At 71.8% G+C, this 23994-nt stretch carries 18 protein-coding genes; 16 read left to right on the top strand and 2 right to left on the bottom strand.

Annotated features, from left to right (window positions below; translation table 11 throughout):
• The first annotated feature begins 137 nt into the window (after nucleotides 1-137).
• The 15 genes from ACZ9QC_RS27415 to ACZ9QC_RS27345 all read left to right on the top strand — a co-directional run bounded on the left by ACZ9QC_RS27415 (nucleotide 138) and on the right by ACZ9QC_RS27345 (nucleotide 20385).
• Nucleotides 138-1190, top strand: a complete 1053-nt coding sequence (locus ACZ9QC_RS27415; protein WP_472915554.1) for a LacI family DNA-binding transcriptional regulator — start codon at nucleotides 138-140, stop codon at nucleotides 1188-1190.
• Nucleotides 1187-2716, top strand: coding sequence for a sugar ABC transporter ATP-binding protein (locus tag ACZ9QC_RS27410; protein WP_472915553.1), 1530 nt, complete (start codon nucleotides 1187-1189; stop codon nucleotides 2714-2716). The genes ACZ9QC_RS27415 and ACZ9QC_RS27410 overlap by 4 nt, the downstream gene beginning before the upstream one ends.
• Complete coding sequence (locus ACZ9QC_RS27405) at nucleotides 2706-4667, top strand: ABC transporter permease/substrate-binding protein (protein ID WP_472915552.1); 1962 nt, start codon at nucleotides 2706-2708, stop codon at nucleotides 4665-4667. The genes ACZ9QC_RS27410 and ACZ9QC_RS27405 overlap by 11 nt, the downstream gene beginning before the upstream one ends.
• 104 nt (nucleotides 4668-4771) lie before the next feature.
• A complete protein-coding gene (locus tag ACZ9QC_RS27400) occupies nucleotides 4772-5677 on the top strand; it encodes a ribokinase (protein WP_217177784.1) in 906 nt (301 codons plus the stop codon).
• On the top strand, nucleotides 5674-6063 hold the full coding sequence (gene rbsD, locus ACZ9QC_RS27395) for a D-ribose pyranase (protein ID WP_472915551.1): 390 nt from the start codon (nucleotides 5674-5676) through the stop codon (nucleotides 6061-6063). The genes ACZ9QC_RS27400 and rbsD overlap by 4 nt, the downstream gene beginning before the upstream one ends.
• Nucleotides 6064-6437: 374 nt before the next feature.
• Nucleotides 6438-6770 carry a hypothetical protein gene (locus ACZ9QC_RS27390; protein ID WP_184893891.1) on the top strand — a complete coding sequence of 111 codons (333 nt, stop codon included), beginning with the start codon at nucleotides 6438-6440 and terminating at the stop codon, nucleotides 6768-6770.
• Between the two features lie 43 nt (nucleotides 6771-6813).
• Nucleotides 6814-7125, top strand: coding sequence for a pore-forming ESAT-6 family protein (locus ACZ9QC_RS27385; RefSeq protein ID WP_472915550.1), 312 nt, complete (start codon nucleotides 6814-6816; stop codon nucleotides 7123-7125).
• A gap of 42 nt (nucleotides 7126-7167) precedes the next feature.
• Entirely contained in the window at nucleotides 7168-7485 is a 318-nt protein-coding gene (locus tag ACZ9QC_RS27380) for a hypothetical protein (protein WP_217177788.1), read from the top strand.
• 16 nt (nucleotides 7486-7501) lie between these two features.
• Nucleotides 7502-8890 carry a type VII secretion integral membrane protein EccD gene (eccD, locus tag ACZ9QC_RS27375; protein ID WP_472915549.1) on the top strand — a complete coding sequence of 463 codons (1389 nt, stop codon included), beginning with the start codon at nucleotides 7502-7504 and terminating at the stop codon, nucleotides 8888-8890.
• Nucleotides 8891-8906: 16 nt separating this feature from the next.
• Complete coding sequence (locus tag ACZ9QC_RS27370; protein WP_472915548.1) at nucleotides 8907-10544, top strand: hypothetical protein; 1638 nt, start codon at nucleotides 8907-8909, stop codon at nucleotides 10542-10544.
• Nucleotides 10545-10575: 31 nt separating this feature from the next.
• Nucleotides 10576-14607 carry a type VII secretion protein EccCa gene (gene eccCa, locus ACZ9QC_RS27365; RefSeq protein ID WP_472915547.1) on the top strand — a complete coding sequence of 1344 codons (4032 nt, stop codon included), beginning with the start codon at nucleotides 10576-10578 and terminating at the stop codon, nucleotides 14605-14607.
• Nucleotides 14604-16160 (top strand): DUF6177 family protein, encoded by a 1557-nt coding sequence (locus tag ACZ9QC_RS27360; RefSeq protein ID WP_472915546.1) that lies wholly within the window; start codon nucleotides 14604-14606, stop codon nucleotides 16158-16160. The genes eccCa and ACZ9QC_RS27360 overlap by 4 nt, the downstream gene beginning before the upstream one ends.
• Nucleotides 16161-16288: 128 nt before the next feature.
• The gene (locus ACZ9QC_RS27355) at nucleotides 16289-17443 is read left to right on the top strand and encodes an ABC transporter substrate-binding protein (protein ID WP_472915545.1); all 1155 of its coding nucleotides are present in this window, start codon (nucleotides 16289-16291) and stop codon (nucleotides 17441-17443) included.
• Between the two features lie 49 nt (nucleotides 17444-17492).
• On the top strand, nucleotides 17493-19265 hold the full coding sequence (locus ACZ9QC_RS27350) for an ABC transporter permease (protein ID WP_472915544.1): 1773 nt from the start codon (nucleotides 17493-17495) through the stop codon (nucleotides 19263-19265).
• A complete protein-coding gene (locus tag ACZ9QC_RS27345; protein ID WP_472915543.1) occupies nucleotides 19258-20385 on the top strand; it encodes an ABC transporter ATP-binding protein in 1128 nt (375 codons plus the stop codon). Before ACZ9QC_RS27350 ends, ACZ9QC_RS27345 begins: the two co-directional genes overlap by 8 nt.
• Nucleotides 20386-20398: 13 nt before the next feature.
• Here the strand turns inward: ACZ9QC_RS27345 and ACZ9QC_RS27340 are convergent, their stop codons facing one another.
• Nucleotides 20399-21094 (bottom strand): response regulator, encoded by a 696-nt coding sequence (locus ACZ9QC_RS27340; protein WP_472915542.1) that lies wholly within the window; start codon nucleotides 21092-21094, stop codon nucleotides 20399-20401.
• Entirely contained in the window at nucleotides 21091-23097 is a 2007-nt protein-coding gene (locus tag ACZ9QC_RS27335) for a sensor histidine kinase (protein WP_472915541.1), read from the bottom strand. The genes ACZ9QC_RS27340 and ACZ9QC_RS27335 overlap by 4 nt, the downstream gene beginning before the upstream one ends.
• Nucleotides 23098-23246: 149 nt before the next feature.
• Between ACZ9QC_RS27335 and ACZ9QC_RS27330 the strand changes: the two genes are divergently transcribed.
• Entirely contained in the window at nucleotides 23247-23942 is a 696-nt protein-coding gene (locus ACZ9QC_RS27330; protein ID WP_472915540.1) for a hypothetical protein, read from the top strand.
• Nucleotides 23943-23994: the final 52 nt, after the last annotated feature.

Below are 23994 nucleotides of genomic sequence, written 5' to 3'. Positions count from 1 at the left end.
ACGTCACGACTTCGGGTCACGACTTCGGGTCACGATTGGATTTCGGCCACTGTCCGACTCTTGCCCCCGCCCCGTGTAATCGATTCCAATCCTCCGTGACGTCGATGTAATCGATTCCACGAGGAGGTGGGCCAGCGATGGCGAGCATCAAGGATGTCGCGGCCGAGGCGGGGGTGTCCGTCGCCACCGTGTCCCGGGTGCTCAATGACCATCCGTCGGTCAGCGCGGAGGCGCGGGCGCGGGTGCTGGCCGCCGTCGAGACGCTGGGGTACCGGCCGAACGCCGTCGCGCGGTCATTGCGCACGGATCAGACCCACACGCTCGGGCTGGTCATCAGTGACGTGATGAACCCGTACTTCACCGAGCTGGCGCGGTCCGTCGAGGAGGAGGCGCGCGCCCTCGGGTACAGCGTGATCATCGGGAACGCCGACGAGCGGCCCGAGCTGCAGGATCACCACGTACGGAACCTGCTCGACCGGCGGATCGACGGGCTGCTCGTCTCCCCCACCGACGGCGTCTCCCCGCTGATGCTGGACGCCGTGCGGGCGGGCACGCCGATGGTGTTCGTCGACCGGTGGATCCCGGGTGTCGACGTGCCGGTGGTCCGGGCCGACGGGCAGGCCGCCGTGCGGGATCTCGTGGCGCATCTGCACGGGCTCGGGCACCGGCGGCTGGCCATCATCGCGGGCCCGGCGGCGACCACGACCGGTCAGGAGCGGGTGGCGGCCTTCCGTGAGGCGCTGCACACGTACGGACTCGACCTGCCCGAGGAGTACATAGGGCAGGGCGACTTCCAGGCCGAGAGCGGGCGCCGGGTCACCGAGGGCTTCCTCGATCTGGCCACGCCGCCCGAGGCCGTGTTCGCGGCCGACAACCTGATGGCGCTCGGTGCGCTGGACGCCATCCGCGCGCGTGGGATGCGGGTTCCGGACGACATCGCGCTGGCCGCGTTCGACGACATCCCCTGGTTCGTGCACACCGATCCGCCGATCACGGCGATCGCCCAGCCCACGGGCGAGCTGGGGCGCGCCGCCGTGCGCGCGCTGGTCGACCGCATCGAGGGGCGGCCCCCGCAGTCCGTCACCCTCCCCGCCCGTCTCGTCGTACGCCGCTCGTGCGGCGAGACCGCTCCCCCCGAGCGACCGGCTTCCCCAGAGCCGTCCCCCGTAACGAACAGGAGCCAGACGTGAGCAACGCGGACGAGTTGCTGCGCATCGAAGGCATACGGAAGTCCTTCCCCGGTGTGGTCGCGCTGGACGGCGTCGACTTCGATCTGCGCCGGGGCGAGGTGCACGTACTGCTCGGTGAGAACGGTGCAGGCAAGAGCACGCTCATCAAGATGCTCTCCGGCGCCTACACGCCCGACGCGGGGCGGATCCTGGCCGCCGGCGAGGAGGTGCGCATCCATGGTGCGCAGGACTCCGAGCGGCTCGGGATCGCCACCATCTACCAGGAGTTCAATCTCGTTCCCGATCTGACCGTCGCCGAGAACATCTTCCTGGGGCGGCAGCCGCGCCGCTTCGGGATGATCGACCGGAAGCGGATGGAGGCCGAGGCCGCCGAGCTGCTGGAACGGGTGGGTGTGTCGGTCTCGCCACGCGCGCGCGTGCGTGAACTCGGGATCGCCCGGCTTCAGATGGTCGAGATCGCCAAGGCGTTGAGCCTCGACGCGCGTGTGCTGATCATGGACGAGCCGACCGCCGTGCTGACGACCGAGGAGGTCGAGAGGCTTTTCGCCATCGTGCGACGGCTCCGCGAGGACGGGGTCGGGATCGTCTTCATCACCCATCACCTGGAGGAGATCCCCGCCCTGGGGGATCGCGTGACCGTCATCCGGGACGGGAAGAGCGTCGGGCAGGTGCCCGCCACCACCCCGCAGGACGAGCTCGTACGCCTCATGGTCGGGCGGTCCATCGAGCAGCAGTACCCGAGGGAGCGGGGCGACTCCGGCGAGGGGTTGCTCGTCGTCGAGGGACTCACGCGGGACGGCGTCTTCCACGACATCAGCTTCGAGGTGCGGGCAGGTGAGGTCGTCGGCGTCGCGGGGCTCGTCGGGGCCGGCCGTACGGAGGTCGTGCGGGCCGTGTTCGGCGCCGATTCGTACGACGCGGGGGCCGTGCGGGTCAGTGGCTCCGCGGTGCCCAAGGACGACGTGGTCGCCGCCATGGCCGCCGGGATCGGGCTCGTGCCCGAGGACCGCAAGGGCCAGGGGCTGGTGCTGGACGCGTCCGTGGAGGAGAACCTCGGCCTGGTGACCCTGCGGGGCGCGACCCGGGGCGGGTTCGTCGACCTCAAGGGGCAGCGGGCGAACGCGGCCGGGGTCGCCGAGCGGCTCGGGGTGCGGATGGCCGGGCTGCACCAGCACGTGCGCACCCTCTCGGGCGGCAACCAGCAGAAGGTCGTCATCGGCAAGTGGCTGCTGGCGAACACCAAGGTGCTGATCCTCGACGAGCCGACGCGCGGGATCGACGTCGGCGCGAAGGTCGAGATCTACGAACTGATCAACGAGCTGACGGCCGCCGGTGCCGCCGTGCTGATGATCTCCAGTGACCTGCCCGAGGTGCTCGGTATGAGCGACCGGGTGCTGGTCATGGCCCAGGGGCGGATCGCGGGTGAACTGCCCGCCGCCGAGGCCACCCAGGACGCGGTGATGGCGCTCGCCGTCTCGAACCCGAACATTTCTGCGACTGAAACGGAGGCCCCCGATGGCCGCTGACACGCTCAAGAGCACGACGGGCGCGAGTGGCGCCTCGGGAGCATCGGGGCTGCGTCGGCTCCTGCTCGACAACGGCGCGCTGACCGCGCTGATCGTCCTCGTCGTCGGGATGTCGGTGCTGTCCGGCGACTTCCTGACGGCCGACAACCTGCTCAACATCGGTGTCCAGGCCGCCGTCACCGCGATCCTCGCGTTCGGTGTGACCTTCGTGATCGTCTCGGCGGGCATCGACCTGTCGGTCGGTTCGGTGGCGGCGCTGTCGGCCACCGTGCTGGCCTGGAGCGCGACCTCGGAGGGCGTACCGGTCCCGATAGCCGTGCTCCTCGCCGTCGTCACCGGCATCGCGTGCGGTCTCGTCAACGGCTTCCTCATCTCGTACGGGAAGCTGCCGCCGTTCATCGCGACGCTCGCCATGCTGTCGGTGGGGCGCGGTCTGTCGCTGGTGATCTCGCAGGGCAGCCCGATCGCGTTCCCCGAGTCGGTGTCGCACCTCGGTGACAACCTCGGCGGCTGGCTGCCGGTGCCGGTCCTGGTGATGCTGGTCCTCGGTGCCGTCACGGCCGTGATCCTCGGGCGTACGTACATCGGGCGTGCCATGTACGCGATCGGTGGCAACGAGGAGGCGGCCCGGCTCTCCGGGCTGCGGGTGAAGCGGCAGAAGCTCGTCATCTACGCGCTGTCCGGGCTGTTCGCCGCCGCCGCGGGCATCGTGCTCGCCTCCCGGCTCTCCTCCGCGCAGCCGCAGGCCGCGCAGGGCTACGAGCTGGACGCGATCGCGGCGGTCGTCATCGGCGGCGCCTCGCTGGCCGGCGGTACGGGCAAGGCGTCGGGGACGCTGATCGGCGCGCTGATCCTGGCGGTGCTCAGGAACGGCCTCAACCTGCTGTCCGTGTCCGCCTTCTGGCAGCAGGTCGTCATCGGTGTCGTGATCGCGCTGGCGGTGCTGCTGGACACGGTGCGGCGCAAGGCGGGGGCGACCCCGGTGGCGGCCGGTGCCGGTGGCTCCGGCGACCGCAGGAAACAGGCGGTGACCTATGTGCTGGCCGCGGTGGTCGCGGCGGCGGTCGTGGGCGCGACCTCGTTCCTGCACACCGGGTCCTCGGCGGCGAAGAGCGAGAAGATCGGGCTGTCGCTGTCGACGCTCAACAACCCCTTCTTCGTGCAGATCCGGGCGGGCGCCCAGGACGAGGCGAAGAAGCTGGGCGTGGACCTGTCGGTCACGGACGCGCAGAACGACGCCTCGCAGCAGGCCAACCAGCTGCAGAACTTCACCAGTGAGGGCCTCGGCACGATCATCGTGAACCCGGTGGACTCCGACGCGGTGACCCCGGCGGCCAAGGCCGTCAACAAGGCGGACATCCCGCTGGTGGCCGTCGACCGCGCGGTGAACGGCGCGAACACGGCCGCGCTCGTGGCCTCCGACAACGTCAGCGGCGGCGAACTCGCCGCCAAGTCGCTCGCCGAGAAGCTGGGCGGCAAGGGCGAGATCGTCATCCTCCAGGGCCAGGCGGGCACCTCCGCCAGCCGGGAGCGCGGTGCCGGCTTCGCCGAGGGGCTGAAGGCGTACCCGGGCATCAAGGTCCTCGCCAAGCAGCCCGCCGACTGGGACCGCACCAAGGGCCTCGACGTGATGACGAACCTGCTCCAGGCCAACCCCGACGTCGACGGTGTCTTCGCGGAGAACGACGAGATGGCGCTCGGCGCGATCAAGGCGCTCGGCGCCAAGGCCGGGAAGTCGGTCCAGGTCATCGGTTTCGACGGCACCGCCGACGGGCTGAAGGCCGTCGAGGCGGGCACGCTGTACGCGTCGGTGGCGCAACAGCCCGCGGAACTCGGCAGGATCGCGGTACGCAACGCCGTCGAGGCCGCCAAGGGCGAGAAGGTCGAGAAGTCGGTGATGGTGCCGGTGAAGGTGGTCACGTCCGAGAACGTGGCCGAGTTCAGCGGCTGACGGCGGCGGCGAGCCGGCCGCGCATACGGTCGAAGGCCGCGTTCGGCGGCTGACGGCGGCGGCCGGTTCAGCGGTTGACCACGAGGACGCACGAAGGAGCACGCATGTACGACTACGACCTTCTGGTCGTGGGATCGGCCAACGCCGACCTGGTGATCGGTGTCGAGCGGCGGCCGGGGGCCGGGGAGACCGTGCTCGGCTCCGACCTGGCCGTCCACCCCGGCGGCAAGGGCGCCAACCAGGCGGTGGCGGCGGCCCGGCTCGGGGCGCGTACGGCGCTGCTGGCGCGGGTCGGCGACGACGGCAACGGACGGCTGCTGCTGGACTCGCAGCGGGCGGCCGGGGTCGACACGGCCGGGGTGCTGGTCGGCGGGGCGCCCACCGGGGTCGCGCTGATCACGGTGGACCCGTCGGGCGACAACAGCATCGTGGTGTCGCCCGGCGCCAACGGTAAACTGACGCCCGGGGACGTGCGCGCGGCGGAGGGCCTGCTGCGCGCGTCCCGGGTCGTCTCCGCGCAGTTGGAGATCCCGCTGGAGACGGTGGTGGAGGTCGTGCGGCGGTTGCCGGAGGGGACCCGTTTCGTCCTGAACCCGTCGCCGCCGAGGGAGTTGCCCGCGGAGGTACTGGCCGCCTGTGATCCGCTGATCGTCAACGAGCACGAGGCCCGGGTCATCGTCGGGGGCGAGCTCGCGGGGTCGCCGTCGCCGGAGGACTGGGCGCGGGCGCTGCTGGCCCTCGGGCCGCGTTCGGTGGTCGTGACGCTGGGCGCGGAGGGGGCGTTGGTCGCGACCGCCGAGGGGAGTGCGCGGGTGGCGGCCGTGAAGGTGGACGCCGTGGACACCACGGGGGCCGGGGACGCGTTCACGGCGGCGCTGGCGTGGCGGCTGGGGGCGGGCGCGGAGCCCGCCGAGGCCGCCGCGTACGCGGCCCGGGTGGGGGCCGCCGCCGTCACGAAAGCCGGGGCGCAGGTCTCGTTCCCGACCGCCGAGGAGGTCGCGGCGCTGTGAAGCGGGCCGGGATACTCAACCGTCATCTCGCGGGCGCCATCGCCGAGTTGGGGCACGGGCACGGAGTGCTGGTGTGCGACGCGGGGATGCCGGTGCCCGAGGGGCCGCGCGTGGTCGACCTGGCGTTCCGGGCGGGGGTGCCGTCGTTCGCGGAAGTGCTGGACGGGCTGCTCGACGAGATCGTGGTCGAGGGGGCGACGGCCGCGTATGAGGTGCGCGAGGCGAATCTGGGGGCGACGGCGCTGCTGGAGGACCGCTTCCCCGAGCTGGAGCTGGTCCCCCACGAGGAGTTGAAGGAGCTGTCGGCGGGCGCGCGGCTGGTCGTACGGACCGGGGAGGCGCGGCCGTACGCGAATGTGCTGCTGCGGTGCGGGGTGTTCTTCTAGCGACCCTGTCGGCGAGTTCCAGCGACCTGTTGGTGAGTTCCAGCGACCCTGTCGGCGAGCACGCCGGAATGCTTCGAGGGGCCCAGTTCAGTGGACCGGGCCCCTCGGTATTCCCCTCCGTATCAGAACCCCCGCGATCCCCCCAGATCCCCCTCCGAGAAGTCCTGATGCCAAGTACGACCCGCGGGGTGGGGGGAGGGTTGCACGGCGGTTCGGGATTTTTTTCGTCGTCGGGAGCCGGTGACGCGACACAACGGTGTTCGAATTATGTTCCGGTGGTGTCACCGGTCCGGCAAGCGCGTTGCGGGTGCAACGCGTTGTGGGAGACCATGTTCGAGACGTAGGTGACCCAGACACACGGGGGTGGACACGACGTGAAGTTCGACATGGGGGCGACGACCCTGGCGGAGCTCGGGAAGAGCACGCTCGGTTCGAGCGACGACCTCGGGACGCTGATCCAGTTGCTGATCAGCGCGGCGGAACCGCTGGAGGGCAAGTTCAACGGCGCGGGCAAGGTGGCGTTCGACTCGTTCAAGAACCGCGCTGACGAGATCACCGCCGACCTGAACGGCTCGCTCGCCGCGATCCTGGGCGGTCAGTCGGGCATGGACAACGCGTTCGGCACCGGTGACGTGGAGTCCCAGGACAACGCCAACCAGAACATGGGCCTGGCCAACTTCGACGCGGCCCGCTTCGGCGCCCGATAAGCAGCGACGAGCAGGAACGAGTAGGAACGAGGGGGAAGTACTCATGGCTCAGAACCAGGACCGCCGTTCGTACGACACCGGCGCCTCGGGCGAGGTGCAGACCGCGCTCGGCACGATCGTGGGGCAGTTGGAGCGGGTGCTCACCGACCGCGACGCCGCCGTGAAGGCCGCGATGACCGAGTTCCAGGCGGACGGTGTCTCGGACGACTACCACGGCAAGGAAGAGCGCTGGAAGAAGGCGGCGGCCGAGGTCCGCGAGATCATCCGCCTGGTGCGCACCACGCTCGAACAGAACGACGGCACGGCCCAGTCGACGCTGGCCAGGGCCCGCGCGGCGGTCGACCAGATCGGCTGACGGGCCGGCTCCGAGAGACGAAGTGAACGGGGTTCCGTAGCCGTGGCAGCGCAGGATTACGACAGCCAGTTGCTGGAGTCGGTGTCGGTGCGGCGTCGGCGGCTGCGGGACGCCCTGCTGTTCGGGGCGCAGCGGCAACGGCGCTCGGTGGACGAACGGGTCGGGAAGGTCTTCGCCGGGATCGTCATCGCGGCGGTGTTGTGCGCGGGGTGTGTGGGGTGGTCGTTCGTGTCGAACCGCATCATCGGCAAGAGTCCGTACGGGGGTTCGGTGCAGCCGTCGGTCACCCCGTCCGCCACCCCGTCATCCACGTTTTCCACAGGGTTTTCCACAGCCCCGACCGGCGAATCCACCCGGTGATAGGTTCGATCACGTGATGGCTACGGGGACGTTGGGGCAGGTCACGGGTGGTGCGCGGACGGCGCTCAGCCGGGTCACGCTGGTCGGTGAGCGGCGGCGGGTGGACCTCGTGCTGCCGTCACGGGAACCGGTCGGGCTGCTGCTGCCGGAGATCATGCGGTTGCTCGACGACCGGGTGGGCGAGCGGCCCGAGTTGCGGCATCTCGTCACGGCGGACGGATCCGCGCTGGCGCACGACAGCACCCTGGAGACGGCCGGGATACCGGACGGCGCGGTGCTGCGGCTCGTCCGGGTGGAGGACGCGCCGTCGGCGCCCGTCGTGCACGACGTCACGGACGAGGCCGCCGAGGATCTCGATGCCCGGGGCCTGCGCTGGGGACCGGCCACGCGCCGGATCACCGCCGGGCTCGCCACGGTCGGCTGGGCCGTCGCCGCCGGACTGTTCGCACGGGACGCGTACGAGCCCGGGGTCGTCGCCGGCACGCTCCTCGGTGTCGCGCTGGTGGCTGCGCTCGCGGGCGCGCTGCTGGGGCGGGCGGGGAAGCGGGGGCTCGCCACGACGCTGATCGTGACGGCCGGTGCGCTGGGGCTGCTGGGCGCGTCGACGTGGGCGGAGGCGGAGCGGTGGACCGGGATGCCACAGGTGGCGGCCATGGCCGCCACCGGGGTCGGCACGCTCGCGCTGCTCGGGCTGTTCACGCCGCTCGGGCGGGGCGGGCTGGTCGGGGCGGGGGCGCTGGCCGGGGTCTCGGTGTGCTGGCTGGGGGTCGCCGTCGCGGTGTCGGGGATGGTGTCGTCCTCGGTGCCGGAGCAGGCCGAGGTGGGGGCCGTGCTGGCCGTGGTCTCCGTGGTCGTGCTCGGACTGCTGCCCAGGCTGGCGCTGATGGCGTCGGGGCTCTCCGGGCTCGACGACCGACGCTCCGGGGGTGCGTCCGTGAGCCGCTTCCAGGTGTCGGCGGCACTCACCGCCACGCACCGGGGGCTGGCGCTGGCGACGGTCACGATGGCCGTGTCGGCGACCGCGGCCGGGGTGTTCGCACTGCGGGCGCCCACCAAGTGGACCGTGCTGCTGGCCGTCGTCACCACGGTCGTCCTCGCGCTGCGCGCGCGGGCGTTCCCGCTGGTCGTCGAGGTCGTGGTGCTGCTCGGTGCGGCGGCCGTGCTCGCAGTGCGGCTGGTGTCGGCGTGGCTGGACCACTCCGGCGGAGCGGCCGGTCCGCTCGCCGTCCTCGTCCTGCTCGCCGCCCTGCCGCTGCTGGTGCTCGCCGTGCAGCCCGCCGAGCATGTCCGCGTACGGCTCCGGCGCCTCGGCGACACCCTCGAATCGATCGGCGTCATCGCCCTGTTCCCGCTGCTCATCGGGGTGTTCGGCGTGTACGGACGACTGCTCGACACGTTCGCTTAGGAGCTGGGGGCCGCACATGGCGCAGGCAGGGGACTGGCAGCGGGATGTGCTGCGCGAGCTGGGACGAGAGGAAGCGGTCGGCGGGGGCGACCAGGCCGCCCCCGAGCCGCCACGGGCCCCGGGCCGCCGGGCCGAGCCGACGTTGAGGTTGGTGCGGTCGGTGCCGACGGAGGCGGCGGGACCTTCGGAGCCTCCGGAACGGCCGAGCACGGCCGGCACGCCGGGCACGCCCGAGGGGGCCGAGCCGACGGGCAGGCCGGAGACGGGCGTGCCTCATGTCCCCGACCTGGATCCTCGGACGGGGGTCCCCCAGGCTGCCCCGCAGTCGGCGGGTGCGGCCGGTGGCGCCTGGCGCGCCGGTGAGTGGGGCCGTGCCGGTGACGCGGCGCGGCCAGGGTCGCACGGCGGCGGCGTGGGGCGGGGCCATGCCGGTGTCCCGGCCGAAGTCGGGCAACTCGGCGGCGACCCCCGCTTCTCAGCCGGACCGACGGCCGGACCGACGGCCGGGCCGACGGCCGGAGTCGGTCAACCCGGCCATGGTGCCTACCTCGCAGCGGAATCCGCCGGGGCCCGGCGCCCCGCCGATGACCCCTACCCGGCTCCCGGGACCTCCCCGGCGCCCGGAGAGCCCACCGCGCCCGGAGAGCCCACCGCACCCGGCGGCTCCCCTGCCCCCAGCCCCTCCCCCGGCGCCCCCGCCCCCCGGAACACCCACGCCCCACAGACCCCCCTGCACGCCCCCGACTCCGTGCCCACCATCGATCCTCGGCTGGCGCATGCGCTCGGGCGGCCTCAGCACGGGGAGTCCGTGGCCCGGCGGACGGGGCGGTCCCTTCGGAAGCTGGCCGGGTCGGCCGCGCAGGACGTCGCCGAGGAGACGCGGATCGCGCGGGAGTTGCAGCAGCCGGTGACCACCGGGCGCGTGATCGCGGTGACGTCCATCCGGGGCGGCGTCGGGAAGTCGACGATGGCCGCGCTGCTGGGACGGACGTTCAACCACTACCGGCACGACCCGGTGCTGACGCTGGAGGCCGACGCCGCGCTGGGCACCCTGCCGGTGCGGATGGGCGCCGACTCGGTGCGCTGGGCGGCGGCCGACCTCGCACGGATCCTCAACCCGGCCATGCAGCTCACCGATGTCACCGGCTACCTCGTGCCCGTCTCGGACGGCGGCTGGCTGCTGCCCGCCAGCCAGGGCCGGGTCGGGGCCCCGCTGGACATCCGTACGTACCGCACGGTGACCCTCGCGCTGCGGCGCTACTTCGCGGTGACCGTGGTGGACTGCGAGACCCTGCCGGGCGAGGTGGCCCGTACGGCGATGGACACCGCGCACGCGCGCGTGGTCGTCGCGCCGATGACCGCCGAGGGTGTCAACGGCACCCGCCAGGTTCTGGACTGGCTGGGCCAGTTGCCGCACTCCGCGCTCTCCTCGACCGTCGTCGCGCTGACCGCCAACTCCCCCGACGTCACGCTGGACCGCGCCACGGCCGTCGCCCATCTCAAGGAGTCCGGCGTCCATGTCGTCACCGTCCCCTACGACCGTCACCTCGCCCAGGGCGGCCCCATCCGCACCGCCCTGCTGGGCCAGGAGACCCGCGCGGCGGCGATCACTCTGGCGGCGGAGGCGATGACCCGCGCGGTGAGGATGCGATGAACGACCAGTCGTGTGCGGAAGGGGTCCGTCCGTGACCCAGGAGTTGATTCACCGGCCCGCTCGCAGCACCCGGCCGCTCGGTGCCGCCGGGGCCCGCACCATCGAGCCGCCGCCCAACCTCCCGGAGGGCAAGGCCGGGACGGCCGCCACGGCGCTGCTGCCGATGGCGGGGGTCATGGGCTCCGTCGTGATGATGACCGTGATCCGCAACAGCCAGTTCGCGGCCATCGGCGCGATGGTGCTGGTCATCGCGCTGCTCGGCGCGGTCGCCCTGTTCCTCTCCCAGCGCGGCAAGGCCCAGCGCACCCGGCGCACCCAGCGCGAGCGGTACCTGGAGTATCTGGAGGAGCTGCGCGAGGAGTTCGGGGCCGAGGAGCGGGAGCGGCGAGCGCTCGCGCGGGTGCTGAATCCGCCGCCGGAGGCGCTGTACGACCTGGTGCGCGACCCCGCCCGGCTCTGGGAGCGGCGGCGGCAGGACGTGGACTTCCTGCGGGTGCGTGTCGGCACCGGTGACGTACCCGTGGCGGGGCTGGCCATCGGGCAGAACCAGGGCGGGGTGATGACCCCGCCGGACCCGTTCATGCTGAACGAGGCGCGGGCGCTGCTGGGCCGCTACTCCGTGGCCAACGACTGCCCGATCACCGTGCCGTTGGACCGCGCGGGCAACGTCAGCGTGGTCGGCGACCGGGAGGGCGTGCTGCGGGTGGCCCGCGCGCTCCTCGTCCAGGTAGCCGTCTCGCACGCGCCCGACGACGTGGCCGTGGCGCTCGGTGTGCCCGGTGAGCGGCTGGCGGACTGGGAGTGGGCCAAGTGGCTGCCGCATGTGCTGGACGGACAGGAGCACGACGGCCCGGTGGCGGCTCGCCGGATCGCGCCGAGCCTGCCGCAGCTGGCCCGGCACTTCCGGCACGAGTTGGGGCGGCGCGCGTCGTACGCGGCGGAGGTGCGCCGGGGGCTCGCCGACCGCAAGGCGCTCGGGCTGGCGTCCCGGATGCTCGTCGTGAGCGACGAGTACGGGGAGACGGCCGTCGAACTGCCGCGCCCCGACACGGCGGTGGGGCTCGCGGACATGGGCGTCACGGTGCTGCACCTGCTGGAGGAGCAGGTGCACGAGCCCGATCAGGTGTCGGTGCGGATCACCGTGCGGGGCGACCGGGTCGTGGTGGAGGACCTGCGCGTCCCGGACCCCTTCGCGACGGCGGAACCCCACACCGTCCCGGCCGCGCACGGCACCTCCGACCAGGTCACCGCCGCCGGTGCCGAGGGGATCGCCCGGCTGCTCGCGCCGCTGCGGCTGTCCGCCGAGTCGGCCGCCGAGGGCACCCCGGTCACCGGGCCCGTCGACTTCCCGGGCCTGCTCGGCATCGACGACCCGGCCCTGCTGAACCTGCACGACCTGTGGGCGCCGCGCGGCGAGCGGGAGTTCCTGCGGGTGCCCATCGGGGTGACGGACCGTCATGAGCCGGTGCTGCTGGACCTCAAGGAGTCCTCGGAGCTGGGTATGGGCCCGCACGGTCTGTGCGTCGGCGCGACCGGCTCCGGCAAGAGCGAGCTGCTGCGCACCCTCGTGCTGGCGCTGGCCGCCACCCACTCCCCCGAGGACCTGGCCCTGGTCCTGGTCGACTACAAGGGCGGCGCGACCTTCGCCCCGTTCACCGAACTCCCGCACGTGGCCGGTGTGATCACGAACCTGGAGAACCAGGCGGGGCTCGTCGAGCGCGTGCACTCCAGCCTCGCGGGCGAGGTCAAGCGGCGGCAGCAGGTGCTGAAGGACGCGGGGAACGTGGCCGACATCGGGCACTACGCCGCCCTGCGCGCCACCCGGCGGCCCGACCTGGAACCGCTGCCCCACCTCTTCGTGGTGATCGACGAGTTCGGTGAACTCCTCACCGCCAAGCCGGACTTCATCGATCTGTTCCTCTCCATCGGGCGCATCGGCCGGTCCATCGGCGTGCACCTGCTGCTGTCCAGCCAGCGCATCGAGGGCGGCAAGCTGAAGGGGCTCGACACCTACCTGTCGTACCGGCTGGGGCTGCGCACCTTCTCCGCCGACGAGTCGCGGACCGTCCTCGACACCACCGACGCCTTCCATCTGCCGCCGCTGCCGGGCTTCGGCTATCTGAAGGTGGACACCTCGACGTACGAGCGGTTCAAGGCGGGGTACGTGTCGGGCGCGTACCGGGGTCCGGCGCTGGTGGCGCAGGAGGACGACACGCCGCTCGCCTGGCCGTATCCGACGTACAACACGCTGGAGAGCGCGCCCCCCGCCGGTGAGGTCGCCGACGAGCCGAAGGCGACGAAGCGGGAGACCGGGCCGACCGTGATGTCGGTGATGGTGGACCAACTGGCCGCCGCCGCACGCCCGGTGCGGCGGATCTGGCTGCCGCCGCTGCCGGACGCGATCACCCTGGACGCGGCGGCGGGCCCGGTGCGGGTGGACGAGCGGGGGCTGCGGCTGGCCACCACCACCGGCCCGATGCGGGTGCCGCTCGGCGTGCTGGACGACCCGGCGAAGCAGTGGCAGGGGCACTGGGTGCTCGATCTGACGGTCGCGGGCGGTCACGCGGCGGTGATCGGCGGCCCGCAGTCCGGCAAGACGACCCTGCTGCGCACGCTCGCCCTGTCGCTGGCCACGACGCACACCCCCGCCGAGGTCGGCATCTACGGCCTCGACCTGGTCGGTGGCGGGCTCTCGGCCCTCTCCGGGCTGCCGCACGTCGGCGGGATCGCGGGGCGGGCGGACCGGGAGCGGGCGGCGCGCACGGTCGCCGAGGTGCGGACCATGCTGATCGAGCGGGAGGAACTCTTCCGTGAGCACGGCATCGACTCCGTCGACCAGCTGAGGCAGCTGCGCCGACAGGGCCGGCTGCGGGAGCTGGGGTCGACGGACATCGTCCTGCTCATCGACGGATTCGGCGCGCTGCGCGACGAGTTCGCCGAGCTGGACGACACGGTCGTGGAGCTGCTCAAGCGCGGCGGCGGGTACGGCATCCATGTCGTCGGGGGCATGCTGCGCTGGAACGACGTGCGGATCGCGACGCAGTCGATGTTCGGGACACGGGTGGAGCTGCGGCTCAACGACCCGAGCGATTCGAGCGTGGACCGCAAGCTCTCCGAGACACTGTCGCCGGACACCCCGGGGCGCGTCCTGACCGACGGCAAGCTGTTCGCGCAGGCGGCCCTCCCCCGCCTCGACGGACGGCCGTCGACGGGTGATCTCGCCCCGGCGCTGGAGGACGCGGCCCGTACGATCCGCTCCACCTGGCACGGCGAACTGGCCGCTCCGGTGAGGGTGTTGCCGACCAGGCTGCCGCCGGACCGGCTGCCGTCGGTGGTCGCCGAGCCGCACCGGGTGCCGATCGGGGTGGACCAGGACGCCCTCGCGCCCGCGCTGCTCGACCTGTTCGGCTCGGACCAGCACCTGCTGATCCTCGGCGACAACGAGTGCGGCAAGACGAACCTGCTGAAGCTGGTCGCGGCGCGCCTCGTCGAGCGGTACTCGGACGAGGAGCTGGTCTTCGGGGTGTTCGACCCGAGGCGCGGACTGCGGGGGGTGATCCCGGAGCCGTACCGGGGCGGGTACGCGCACAACGCGAAGCTCGCGGCGGGGCTGTCCAACGGGATCGCGAGCGAGCTGGAGAAGCGGATGCCGGAGAGCGCCGACCCGGACGCGCTGACCGACGAGCCCGCGTTCCAGGGCCCGCGGATCGTGATCCTGGTCGACGACTACGACATCCTGACCACCGCCGGACAGCAGCCGCTGGCCCCGTTCCTGCCGTATGTGTCGTCGGCGCAGGACATCGGGCTGCACTTCGTGATCACGCGCCGGGTGGCGGGCGCCTCCCGGGCGATGTACGAGCCGCTGCTGCAGACCCTGCGCGAGACCGGTACGGCCGCGCTGCTGATGACCGGCGAGCGCAGCGAGGGCCAGCTCTTCCCCGGCCTGTACGCCTCGGCGCAGCCGGCCGGGCGGGGCACGCTGATCCGCCGGGGCCGGCCCCACCAGCTCATCCAGACCGCGCTCGACAGCGCACCCGACAGCGAGGAGGGCCACCGCCCGTGACCAGGGACGTCATCGCGCTCACCCCGAAGATGCCCGACGTCTGGGCCCTCATGGCGAGCCTGTACGCCGGCGGCTCCGACCTGGACCTGTCGGCGGCGGCCGAGGGCGCGGTAGTCCAGTTGCACGGGCCCGGGGGCCGCCCGCTGGTGTCCGTGGAGTCGCCGGTGCTGGTCCAGGTCCCCGGTGAGGCGGAGCGGCTGCTCGGGCAGAGCGCGGCGACCCCGTACTGGTGGACGGAGGCGCGGGCCTCCACGGCCGTCCCGGAGGCGGAGCGGCTCGCGGGAGTGGTGTGCGGGCGGCTCAACGCCCTGCTGGGCGGCTCGACCTGGCCGCCCGGGGCCGCGAGCACGAAGGTGGTCGACGTGTCCGCCGTACCGTCGGCGGGGTCGGGGCAGCCCGCGGTGGACGTGGTGACCGACCACGCGGCCGTCGTCCTCATCGACCGGCCGGTGGTGGCGCTGACCAGCTGGCTCGCGGAGATCATGCGGACGGCGGTGGTGTCCCGGAGGTCCCTGCAGATCGTCACGCCGGGCGGCGTACGGCTGACCCCCGCAGCCCGTACGACGCTGGCGCGTGTCCCCAACCGCTGGGTCGTCCAGGATCCGGAGTGCGGGTACTACGACGGCCTGTCGGGGGCGGTGCTGCGCTGGCGGGACGGGGCGTTCTCGCCCGCGCTCGCGGAGGACGGGACGGCGGCGGTGGCGGCGGCGTTCACGCGGGGGCCGCGGGGCGCGACGGGCAGCCCGGCCGACGGGACGCCGAACGGCCCCCACGGCGGCCCGGCGGACGGGACGGCAATCGACCCTCACGGCGCCCAGGCGGACGGGACGGCAATCGACCCTCACGGCGCCCAGGCGGACGAGGACGCCCCCGGCCGGCAGTTGATCGTGGCCCTGCGGACCGTGCACCGGGCCGACGAGCACCTCCTGCTGGGCGGCGGCCTGGAGGCGGCCTGGCAGGCGCTGACAGGCACGGCACCGGCGGGCTGGGGCACGGCCGAGCCGGTCAACCTCCCCTGGTCGCCACGGCAGTTGACCGATCTGGCCCGGGAGCGGGCGCCCGAGCCCTCGCAGCTGATCGTGGTCGGCACCCCGGACCGGCCGGCGATGGCGACGGTCCGGGTGACCCGGACGACGAAGGGCGTGGAGGAGGACACGGTCCTCACCCTCGGGTACGCCGCCGACGAGGACCCGCCGCTGGACCGGATCGAGGCGCTGGCCGACACCCTGGTCCGCGAGCACGGGCTGCGGACCATGCTGACGTCGGTGCGCGCGGCCCGCGCCGACCTGACGACCGCGCCCCGGCTGGAGGGGCCCCCGCTGCCCGCGACCTTCACGCTCGGCCCGGACGACGTGCACACGATCGGCCTGGACCGCGCCCGCCGGCCACCGGTCGAGGTGCGCCCGAAACACCTCGGCCCGACGACCCGCCCGGCGCTGCACTACCCCCTCGGGGACGGGACGGACCCCGGGGCCTGGGAGCGACTCCAGCAGCTCACGGCACATCTCAAGGGCGATCATTCTCGGCCATCCACCCCTGCTCAGCGAGGGTGACTCGCGTCACTAACTCAACGACCAATACGAGCAGTAAGAGCTCTGACGGGTGAAGGATTTACCGGCCTGACCTGGATCCCTAACCTCCCGGCAACAGCTGCCACACGGCATGCGCCAGGAGGAGAACCATGGCCAGATCCAGCCAGACCAGCACTCGACGCATCGTCGTCACCGCGTGCGCCGCGACGCTCGCCCTCGGCACCCTGGCCGCCTGCGGCGGTGGCGAGACCGACGCGCCGAAGGTGGCGGAGAACAAGATCTCGGCGGGCAAGGTGCCGGACTACTACCCGGCGGACTACGCCGACCTGATCGCGGCCGCGGAGAAGGAGGGCGGCAAGCTCACCGTCTACTCCAACCTCGGCGACGAGAACATGGCGCCGATCGTCCGGGACTTCAAGAAGAAGTACGACTTCATCAAGACCGTCTCCGTCAACGAGCTGGACAGCGACGAGCTGTTCCAGAAGACCCTGTCGGAGAACGCGGCCGGTTCCTCCCCGGCGGACGTGCTGATCTCCAGCGCGGCGACCGCGTGGTCGGACTTCTCGGCCCGCAAGGACACGGTCCTGGAGTACAAGTCGCCTGAGCTGAAGGAGCTGGGCGCGAGCGCCGAGCTGCTGCCGAGCGTGTACTCGCTGTCGCAGGACCCGATGACCATCGCGTACAACACCTCGCTGATGGAGACCCCGCCGACCACCCTGACGGACTTCGCCAAGATCGTGACGGGGGACGAGGCGAAGTACAAGAACAAGGTGACGGTCCGCGACCCGGAGGGCTCGTTCGGCTTCACCGTCACGCGGGCGCTCACCGAGGGCAACCCGGAGGCGTGGAACGACCTGGAGAAGATCCTTCCGCTGACCCGCCCGGAGACCTCCTCCGGCACCCAGCTGGAGAAGATCGTCGCCGGTGAGTACACGGCCGGCTTCCTGATCAGCGCCTCGCCCGCGTACCCCGTGGTGGAAGACAGCGCCGGTCTTGTGAAGATCGTCTTCCCGAAGGACGGCACGGTCGTCCTGCCGCGCGGCATGGGCATCGCCGCCGAGGCGCCGCACCCGGCCACCTCGAAGCTCTTCATGGACTTCGCCCTCTCCGAGGAGGGTCAGCGCGCGGTCGCCGAGGGCGGTCTGGCCTCGTACCGCGACGGTGTGAAGGGCAAGGGCCTGCACACCTACCAGGAGGTCGTGGACGCCGTCGGCGAGGAGAACATCATCCACGTCAAGTACGAGCAGGTCTCCAAGGACGACTCCGCGGCCTGGCTGGAGCGCTTCGACGGACTCCGTAAGTAGACGGACTCCGTAGGCAGGCAGCTTTCAAGGACGATCGGAGTCAGCTCAGATGTCAACCCTCACCCAGCCACCCCGCACCCCGGCGGACGAGTCACCGGCGGAGACGTTCCCGCCACCGCGCTACCGCCGCCCCTTCGGCATCGGACGGGACACGGTCGTCCAGTACGCGGTCCTGGCGTTCCTCGCCGTGCTGGTGCTGGCCCCGATCGTCCCGACCCTCTACCAGAGCATCCGCAACCGCCCGCTCTACGAGGCGGGCGGGGCGTTCACCCTCAGCGGCTACACCGACCTCTTCACCAAGGCCGGCTTCGGTGAAGTCGCCCTGAACACCCTGCTGTTCGCGTCGCTGACGACGGTCCTCAGTCTGGCGATCGCCATCCCGATGGCCATCGTGGTCGTCCGGACCAAACTGCCCGGCGGGCGGCTGATCGCCCTCGCCATGCAGTGGCCGTTCTTCATCTCGTCGCTGATCCTCGGCTTCGGCTGGATCATCATGTACGGCCCGGCCGGGTTCGTCAGCGTCAAGGTGCAGCAGCTCTTCGGCTCGGTGCCGTGGAACCTGTACTCGATCCCCGGCATGGCGCTCACGGAGGCCGTGGCGCTCGCCCCGATCGCGTACGTCTTCTGCGCCAACGCGCTCAGGCAGTCCGACGCCTCCCTGGAATCGGCCGCCCAGGTCTGCGGGGCGGGCCCCTTCCGGATCCTGACGCAGGTGATCGTGCCGCTGCTGCGGCCGCCGATCGTGTACTCGGCGATCCTCGTCTTCTCCGTCTCCATCGAGACGCTGAGCGTGCCGCTGCTCTACGGCCAGCCGGTCAGCATCGACGTCTTCTCGACTTTCCTCTACCACAACGGACTTCAGTCGGTTGACCCCGACTACACGATGCTCGGGGCCGCCTCGACCGTGATCCTCGTGGTCACCCTGAGCCTGGTCGCCGTCCAGGCGAAGCTGCTGAAGGACGCGGCCCGGTTCGTGTCCGTACGCGGCAAGGTCACCCGGCCGCGCAAGCTGGACCTGGGCTGGCTGAAGTGGGTCAGCATCGCGTGCATCTGGTTCTACGTGATCGTGGGCGCGCTGGTCCCGATCGCCGGCCTGGTGATGCGGTCCTTCACGCTCGTCTTCACCCCGCTCCAGTCTCCGTTCCGGACGGTGACGACGAAGAACTACGAGATCGTCTTCGACTCCGACAACTACGTGCAGTCGCTGTACAACAGCATGATCGTGGCCGGTGTCGGCTCGGTCGTCGTCTCCGCCCTGGCCGTGTTCGCGGTGATGGTGGCCCGGCGCTCGACGTTCCGCTTCGGCCGTGCGGTGGAGTACCTGGCCCTGATCCCGCAGTCCCTGCCCGGCATCATCATCGGTATCGGCTTCTTCTGGGCCTTCGCACTGGCGCCCTTCGGGATGGGATCCGTCCTCCAGGGCACGATCTACGCCGTGATCATCGCCTTCGGCATGCGGGCGCTGCCCAGCGCGTTCGGCTCGGTCGCCCCGGCGATCATGCAGATCGGCGGCGAACTGGACAACGCGGCCCGGGTCTCCGGCGCCGACTGGCTGATGACGTTCTTCCGCGTCCTGCGGGCCCTGATCACACCGGCGTTCGCGGGCGCGCTGATCCTCACCTTCGTGATCATGCTCAAGGAGTACTCCCCGGCCGTCTTCCTCTCCTCGGCCGACAACAACATCCTCGGCACCACCATGCTCAGTCTCTGGACGCAGGGCAGGGCCGGATCCGTCGCCGCGCTGGCCACCCTCCAGATCGGCATCACCGCGGTCTTCGTCGCACTCGCTGGACTGCTCATGAAGGGAAAGCACCATGCCTGAGGTGACCGTCAAGAACCTCGCCAAGACGTTCGGCGACAACTCCGTCCTGCGGGACGTCACCTTCACGATCAAGGACGGCGAGTTCTTCACGCTGCTCGGCGCGAGCGGCTGCGGCAAGTCGACGACGCTGAACTGCATAGCGGGCCTGGAGCAGCCGACGGAGGGCTCGATCGCGGTCGGCGGCCGGCCGTTCGTGGACGCCGCCGCGGGGGTCTTCCTTCCGCCCGAGGAGCGCAACCTCGGCATGGTCTTCCAGTCGTACGCGCTGTGGCCGCACATGACCATCGCGAAGAACCTGGCCCTGCCCCTCACCATCCGCAAGGTGCCCAAGGAGAAGCAGAGGACGCTGATCCACGACGCCCTGGACAAGGTGGGCCTCGCCGCGCTCAGCGGCCGCTACCCCCACCAGCTCTCGGGCGGCCAGCAGCAACGTGTCGCCCTGGCACGGGCGTTGGTGTACTCCCCGACCGTCCTGCTCCTCGACGAGCCCCTCTCCAACCTGGACGCCAAGCTGCGCGAGCAGGCCCGTGCCTGGCTGAAGCGGCTCCAGGAGGAGCTGGGCATCACCACCGTCTACGTCACCCACGACCAGGACGAGGCGCTCGCCCTCAGCGACCGGATCGCGGTGATGGAGGGCGGCAACATGATCCAGATCGGCACCCCGCACGAGATCTACGAGAAGCCCGCCGCGCCGGCGGTGGCGGCCTTCGTCGGCCGCTGCAACTTCCTCACCGGCAAGGTGGTGAGCGTGGACGGCACCCGGCACACCGTGCTCCTCGACGCCAGCGGGGAGGTCGTACGGGTCGACAGCGACCGGCGCGTCCCGACGGGCGACTCGGTCACGGTCGCGGTCCGCCCCGAGCGCCTGGAGGTCGTGGCCTCGGCGGAGACCCCGGCGGGCATGAACCGCCTCGACACCCAGGTCATCACCAGCTCCTACGTCGGCTCCCGCTACGAGTACGACGTCCGCCTCGGCGACCAGGTGGTGCAGGTGCTGAGCGGCAACGGGGGGCTGGCGGGCGAGGTGGCGCTGGTCTTCGACCCGGGGCACGCGCTGCTGTACGCGGACAAGGTCGAACTGCCGGAGGACCAGCGGGACTTGCTGACGGTGACGTCGTAGCCCCCTGGGACACCTACGACCGGTGTCGTGGGTGTCCCAGGCCCGCGTCCCGTGCGAGGGCAGCCGCCTCCGCGCGGGACCGGGCGTGCAGTTTCGCCAGGACGTCGCTGACCCGGTTGCGGATGGTCTTCTCGGACAGGTGCAGGCGGCGGGCGATCGACGCGTTGTCGAGGCCGCAGGAGATCAGGTCGAGGGTCTCGCGTTCCCGGTCGGTGAGGTGCGGAAAGGGGAGGGTGGACCGGGCGGCGGGCGGGGTGGCGAAGTGGGCCAGGACGCGCTGGGCGATCCGGGGACCGAAGACCGCTTCACCGCGGGCGACACCGAGCAGGGCGCGGTGGACGTCGGCGCCGTCCGACTCCTTGAGCAGGTAGCCCCGTGCGCCGACCCGCAGGGCGGCGAAGACCGAGTCCTCGTCCTCGTCCATGGTCAGGATGAGCACGGCGATCCCCGGGTGGGCCGTGGTGATCCGGGCCGTGGCCTCCAGGCCGTTGACGTTCGGCATACGCAGGTCCATGAGCACGATCGTGGGCCGCAGCCGGTCGGCGGCGGTGATGGCTTCGGCGCCGTCGGACGCCTCACCGACGACCGTCACGTCCGGGAGATCGGCGAGGACGGTGGCCATTCCGGCCCGGAAGACGGGATGGTCGTCGACGACGAGGACCGTGACCGGGTCGTGGACGGGGGCGGGGACAGGGCTGGGAGAGCTCATCTCTGCTCCCCCACCGGGAGACCGGCTCGTATGAGGGTCCCTTCGCCGGGCGCGCTGGTCACGTCGAGGCGGCCTCCGACCTCGGCCGCGCGCTCCCGCATGCTGTGGAGTCCGACACCGGCCCTGTGCTTGGGCGGAATACCGCGTCCGTTGTCGCGGATCGACAGGATCAAGACGGTGTCCTCCATACGTGCGGTCAGTTCGAGGCGGCCGGCGGCGCTGTGTCTGACGGCGTTGGCGACCGCCTCCGCCGCGATGGCGTAGGCGGCGACCTCGACGGCGGCCGGCAGACTGTGACAGGCGTCGTCGACACTGCTGTGGCAGGCCGGTGTGTCGTATCCGGCCAGCAGTTCCCGCAGGGCTCCGGGCAGCCCGAGCTGGTCGAGCACCGCGGGCCGCAGCCCCTGGACCAGGGTGCGCAGATCGGTGACGGTGGAGCGGAGCCGGTCCCGGAGTGTCCGGACGCAGCCCGCGAGTTGGGGGTCGTCGATGCGCCGGACGAGGGCGTCGAGCTGGAGGGCGGTGCCGGCCAGGGAGGGGCCGATGCCGTCGTGGAGGTCCGCGCGCAGCCGCCGCCGCTCCTCCTCGCGCACGGACAGGATGCGTGATCTGCTGCGGGCGATGTCCTCGACGAGACCGGCGGCGTAGGCGAGTGTTCCGGCGCGGTCCGCGACCTCCTCGACCGCGGCCTGCTCCTTCTCCGTCCAGGGGTCGTTGACGCTGCGCCGCCCTACGCGCAGTATGCCGAGTTCGCGCCCCAGTGCCCGGCAGGGGAAGGACCGCAGGCCCGCTCCGGCGGCCGGTCTGCCGGAGGCCGCCGCCACGGTGGGGCTCTCGAAGGCCGCGTAGGGCAGTCGCAGCGCGGACCGCAGGGCGTCGACGAGATGCTGCATGGCTTCCGCGGGCTCGCCGGCCGGAGCGATCCGGCGACCGACGTGGGCCACGACGGCGTACGGATCGTGGCGGTGCCCGAACAGCGTCCGGTCCACGGCCGCCTGGACGGCGCCGCGTCCGTTGGCCGCGATCAGCGCGGTGAAGGCGAGCAGACCGGTCCCGAGCAGGGACCCGGGCGCGACCAGTCGCGCACCGGCGACGACTCCGGCGTACACCCCGAGGACGAGCGCGCTCAGCAAGGTGAAGACGATGGCCCTGCCGAGGACGAGTTCCACGTCGAACAGTCCGTGCCGCAGCATCGCGACCGCCACACTCGCGGGCGGGCCGAGCAGGCCGATCAGCATGACGAGATCGTCGACGAGAGCCGGCTGTTCGACGTCGTCCAGCAGGAGGGAGAAGAAGGAGAACACCATCAGCAGCCCGCCCAGCATCAGCCACTGCAGTCGGGCCCGTTCCGCGCCGGTCGCCGCTCGGGTACGCAGAACGAGGAAGACGGCGGCCGCGAGGGTGCCGCCGAGCATGGTGGCCACGGAACAGGTGAACATCACGGCGTGGAGCCACTCCCAGCCCGCGATCCCCAGGGGATTCGGGACACCGGGAACGGGGTCGGTACCACTGGGCCGCAGCATGGCGGCCAGCGTTCCGATCCCGGCGACCGTGACGACGGCCCGGGCGCACACGCGGCGCGGTGCCGTTTCCAGGCGGCCGTTGGGGAAGAGCAAGGGCACCAGAGGCGTGGCGAACCAGTAACCGACGAAGCCCCAGCAGCCGACCCAGGCCCCCACCTCCCAACCGGGAAGGGGCTCGGCGGCGACCAGGCGGCTGTAACCGGCGTAGTAGGCCAGCAGGTGGTACGGCCCGATCGTCGCGGGCAGCAGCATCAGCCAGCAGACGGGATTGCGCGGACGGACCCTGGCGACGACGGCGCCCACCAGCGGCCAGACCGTGCCGAGCACGAGGTCGGACCAGTACAGGGGCGAGACGACCGCGCGTTCCGCCAGCCAGTCGTGCACGGGCACCGCCGCCACACAACCCGCCGTGCCCAGCCCGGCGATGCCGTACGCGGTGTGCCGCAGCAGCCGATCCACCCGTCGTCGCCCCCGACTCACACCCACATGTTCCCGTAATCCAGGACCTTTCCGGGCGCGATCCGGCGAAACCGTCCCGACCGTACGGGACCGGTGTCCCTGGGCGGCGGGACTGGTCCCCCACGACAGTCCGATCGGTAACGCTCGTACCCACAGAGGGAGTTGACGGTATGACCACCATCGATCCGGATGCCCGCCCGGCGCGCACGGCTCGGCAGGACGGTGACGGGAGGGCCAAGTGGCCCCTGTACGGGGCCGGGGCGGGCCTGCTCGGAGGAGTCGCCACGCTCCTGGCGGACGTCCGGGCCGGCACGGTCGAGCGGACCCCCACCGAGGCTTCGGTCCTCGACGAGTTGAGCCGCTCCGTGGCGCATCTCGGTGTCGTGGCCGGCTTCCTGACGGTCTCCCTACTGCTCGTCCTGGCGGCGGCGTGGCGGCGTCAGGTCGAGCCGCGGGTGCCGTCCAGCACCGCCGCGTACGTGGTCAGCGGCGCCCTGACGGCCTCGGCCGCGGGACTGACCTACGGCTACGGCTGGAAGGGCGCCCTGGCGATCTATCTGCCGGACGGTCTCAACGAGGGGTCCTTCGGCGAGGACGGGATGTTCGTCTACTTCATGCTGAACGACTTCGGCGGGTTCATCGGCTGGCTCGGCGTCGTGGTCGCGGCCGGTGCGGTGGCCTGGATGGCGTTGCGGGAACGCACGATCTCACGGTGGATCGGCTGGTTCAGCGTCGTACCCGTACTGGCGGTCGTCCTGTTCACGGGCATCACCGGCCTGCCCGGCTTCCAGGGCGTCGTCGGCCCCGTGTGGATGCTGGTCACCTTCCTCGGACTGGCGTGGGGGCGCAGCGCGATCGTCCGCTGACACGACCCCCGTACGACCCGGTACGACCTCGTACGACCTCGCACATCAGGAG

It is taken from the genome of Streptomyces sp. HUAS MS02 (genome assembly GCF_055702265.1).
Note: the sequence above shows the minus strand (reverse complement) of the source record. Positions and strands in the feature narration are given on the sequence as shown.